The organism is Variovorax sp. WDL1, from assembly GCF_001541225.1.
Taxonomy (GTDB): Bacteria; Pseudomonadota; Gammaproteobacteria; order Burkholderiales; family Burkholderiaceae_C; genus Variovorax.
On record NZ_LMTS01000344.1, the window covers coordinates 1 to 3,715 of the forward strand.

Consider the following 3,715-nt stretch of genomic DNA (forward strand, 5'->3'; position numbering starts at 1 on the left):
GGCGCTGACGCCGTCGTAGGCCTTCAGGTACACGTCCTCGTACTTCACGCTGCGCCACAGTCGCTCGACGAACACGTTGTCTCTCCAGCAGCCGCGACCGTCCATGCTCTGGCGTGCGCCGATGCGCGCCACTTCGGCGACGAACTCGGCACTGCTGAATTGGCTGCCCTGATCGGTGTTGACGATCTCCGGCGCTCCCCAGCGAGTTGCTGCCTCGCGCAGGGCCTCCACGCAGAAGTCGGCCTCCATCGTGATCGACACTCGGTGCGCGAGCACCCGGCGGCTGTGCCAATCCAACACCGCCACCAGATACACCCAGCCGCGCGCCATCGGGATGTAGGTGATGTCGAGGGCCCAGACCTGGTCGGCCCGCTCGATGGCCAGCCCGCGCAGCAGGTACGCGAACACCGGGTGCGCCGGGTGCCGCTTGCTCGTGTTGGGCTTGCGGTACAGCGCCTGGATGCCCATGCGCCGCATCAGCGTGCCTACATGCCGGCGCCCGACCTCCACGCCTTGCAGCCGCAGCAGATCGCGCAGCATCCGGCTGCCCGCGAACGGGTGCTCCAGGTGCAACTCGTCGATGCTGCGCATCAACGCCAGCTCGGCCTCGGCAATCGGCTTGGGGTGGTAGTACGCCGTGCCCCGGCTGATGCCCAGCAATTGGGCCTGTCGCTTGATGGACAACTCGCCGTCACGGTCGATCATCGCTTTGCGCTCAGCAATCCCGCTTTGGTGAGCGCGCCCTCTAAAAAATCATTCTCCAGCGTCAGCTGCCCGATCTTGGCGTGTAGCGCCTTCAGGTCCACTGCCGGAGCCTCCGGCGCCGCTGTGCCGCCGAACACGCCCGCGGCGCGTTCCAGCAGTTGCCTGCGCCATTCCGTGACCTGGTTGGGATGCACGTCGTGCTTTTGCGCCACCTCGGCAATCGTCTTGCCGTCGGCCAGCGCCTCGATCGCCACCTTGGCCTTGAATGCCGCAGAGTGGTTGCGGCGGGGTCTTCTGCTCATCTCGTCTGCTCCTGTCATACGGGGCTCTGTCCTCGCCCATGGGAGCAGCCTATCCACTTTGCAGCGTGTTCAGATTTGCGGGGCCCGCTCTCTCTTCCACGCGGCATTCGACATGGAGCGCGAGGCGGCGGAGGATTTCGCTGCGCTGACTGATCTGTTCCGCGAGTTCCGTGATTGCCACGACCTGTATTCCGAGGTCGAGAAGCTGGACATCCATGAAGATTTCCAAGGGCGCATCGATCGGCTAGTGGCCCTGCAGGTGTCGCTCAGATTTGCCGAGCGTTCAGTGCTCATTGGCGCGACGACAGAGGGTGCTCGGCGTTCGCCGATGAAAGTGGCGTATGTCCTGGCTTTCCCAAAAGGAAAGGAGCCTACGGAGATCTCGACGGCCCGAGCGATGACGATCGGCGTTTAGCGCCTCGACCGCCGGCTGGAAGTAACCCATACAGGACGAGGTCCGTAGGCCCGCTGCCGTCCGGTGAAGGAAACCAGCGCTACCGTAGAACGCCTGGGATCTTAGCGAGGTGGGTACGCGTTGCGCGGAGGCCTGGCCGGCCGGCGGGTCCTGCCGAGCAGGGATCTCAGCTTGGCGTCCCATGAGTCTTCATCGGCGGGATCCGACGGACCAAGGCAAAGTCAAGTGACGCGAAAGGCGAGGTCCACTGACGCGTTCTGCAGTCGCATTCCCAGCACTGCAGGCAGGCAGGCAGGCAGGCCGTCGCCGGCCACGGGTCGCTGCAGGCGGCGGGGGCGACTAAGTTGCAAAAATTTCAAGGTACGGTGAACCGACAGGAGGCCAAGGGGAGGGAGCTCACTTGGACGATTTCCTCGCGCGCGCGGCCTGTGGCTTTTCCTCGCCTTCCCTGCGCGCCTCAAGCTGGCGCAGCGCGGCCGCAGTCGCAGCTTGGATCTCTCGGAGCTGCGCAATCTCGCGATCGGCCTGATCCTGCTGGCGCTGCAGCTGCGAGGCGAGGTCGGTCGTCCGCTGCTCCGCGCCGGCGGCGCGCTCGCGCAGAGTGGCAAGCTCAAGCTGCGCTTCCTGGTGCTGGCGCGACCAGGCCGCTGCTGCCTCTCGGTGAGCTGACTTCTCTGCCTGCAGAGCCTGCCATGCCGTTGCCTGAGCACCTTGAGCGGCCTCGGCATCGGCAGCGCGCGCTTTTTGCTCTTTGGCGAGCTCGACGTTGGCCTGGCGTGTGGCCATGCGCTCGCGATCGATCTCGGAAAGGAGACGGCGTTCCTGTGCCAGATGGCGCTCCTCGGCTTCCTCGGCGGCGCGCTGCCTGGCCAGGAGCTCCATCGCAGATTTCTCCCGCAGCGCCTCCTTGCTCGCGACAGCCTCTTCATGGGCCTTTCGCAAGCGGCGCACCTCCGCCTCCGAGGCGCTGAGCATCCGAGCAGACTCTTGCTGCTGCGAGTGCATCTGCGCCTGCATCGCTTCGACGGCCTGCTTCGAGGAGGCGAGGGCTTCATCCAGCTTCACGCGAGCTTGCTCGAATGAGGCCTCGCGTTGCTTCAGGTCCGCTTCCTTCAGTGCGAGCGCGCTGCGCTCCAGCTCGAGCTCGCGCCGGGTCGCCTCGGTCTTCTGGACCTGTACTTGGTCCGCCTCCCGGCGGGCAACGTCCCAGAACTGCTGGGCCGCCTGGACTACGGAGAGCGGGGCGTCATCGTCGCGGGGAGCAGCTGGCGGTGCTTGCATGCCGACCAGGCGCGCCGGCAGTCGGGCGAACCATTCGTCCAGATGAGCGCTCACGGTGTTTGGCGAGCCGCCCCCCAGGCGCATGCGAACGCGCTCGATCGTGGGCTTGATGCCTTCGGCGACCAGCGCATCAGCGGCGCCGAGCACGTCCTCGAGCTGGATGCCCGGCCGACCCGGGCGCGGCCGCGCTGCGGCGCCGGATTGGAGTCGCGAGACGCTCGTATTTCCTGATTGCATGGCTCTGCCCGGTTGGCTAGGTTTAGGTCTCATAAGTAAATTTATGAGACCTTAATGTTGAGTATTTAGCGTACATCATACATAATAAGATAAGAAAACGTCAAAACACCATGCAGCCAGATTCTCTACCCGCTGTGCTTTCGGTTCACCCGGTGCTCGATCCCGCCCGGCTGTCGCGGCTGACCGAGGAGTCCGCGCGAGAGCTGATCCGCCAGGGCCAATCTGCCAACACGCGCGCGTCTTACCAGGGCGCCATGCGCTACTGGGCCGCCTGGTTTGCGGCGCGCTATGGCCAGGAGCTCAAGTTGCCCATGCCTGTGCCCGTTGTGGTTCAGTTCATCGTGGACCACGCCGAGCGCGAGTTGGTCCTCGAGGACGCCGATGAAGCCGCGGCCCCTGCCGGCAAGAAAACCCGCAGGAAGGTCGCGAAGAAGGTTCCGTTGGTGTTCGATCTCCCGCCCGAGGTCGACCAGGTCCTGGTGGCCCACGGCTACAAGAAAAAGCTGGGCGCCTATGCGCAGAACACCCTCGTGCACCGGCTCGCCGTCCTGTCCAAGGCCCATCAGAACGTCAACGTGGACAACCCGTGCAATCACACCCAGGTTCGCGAGCTGATCAAGAACGTGCGCAGCGGCAATGCCAAGCGCGGCGTGAAGCCCCACAAGCAGGCGGCGCTCACGAAGGCGCCGATGGATGCGCTGCTGGCCACCTGTGACGATTCCCCGCGCGGCAAGCGCGACCGCGCCCTCCTCCTGTTCGCCTGGGCCAGCGGCGG

General features: G+C 65.3%; 2 protein-coding genes and 2 pseudogenes. 2 read left to right on the forward strand and 2 right to left on the reverse strand.

Translation table 11 applies throughout. The features are described from left to right. Positions 1 to 1,007: pseudogene (locus APY03_RS38445) on the reverse strand (IS3 family transposase); the annotation flags it as partial. A gap of 112 nt (positions 1,008 to 1,119) precedes the next feature. On the opposite strand from APY03_RS38445, the gene APY03_RS38455 reads away from it, so the two are divergent. Next, positions 1,120 to 1,422, forward strand: coding sequence for a hypothetical protein (locus APY03_RS38455; protein WP_068685913.1), 303 nt, complete (start codon positions 1,120 to 1,122; stop codon positions 1,420 to 1,422). A 396-nt stretch (positions 1,423 to 1,818) separates the two neighbouring features. Here APY03_RS38455 and APY03_RS38460 read toward each other — a convergent pair whose 3' ends face one another. After that, the gene (locus APY03_RS38460; protein ID WP_068685909.1) at positions 1,819 to 2,940 is read right to left on the reverse strand and encodes a DNA-binding protein; all 1,122 of its coding nucleotides are present in this window, start codon (positions 2,938 to 2,940) and stop codon (positions 1,819 to 1,821) included. A gap of 110 nt (positions 2,941 to 3,050) precedes the next feature. Between APY03_RS38460 and APY03_RS45190 the strand changes: the two are divergent. After that, positions 3,051 to 3,715: pseudogene (locus APY03_RS45190) on the forward strand (hypothetical protein); the annotation flags it as partial.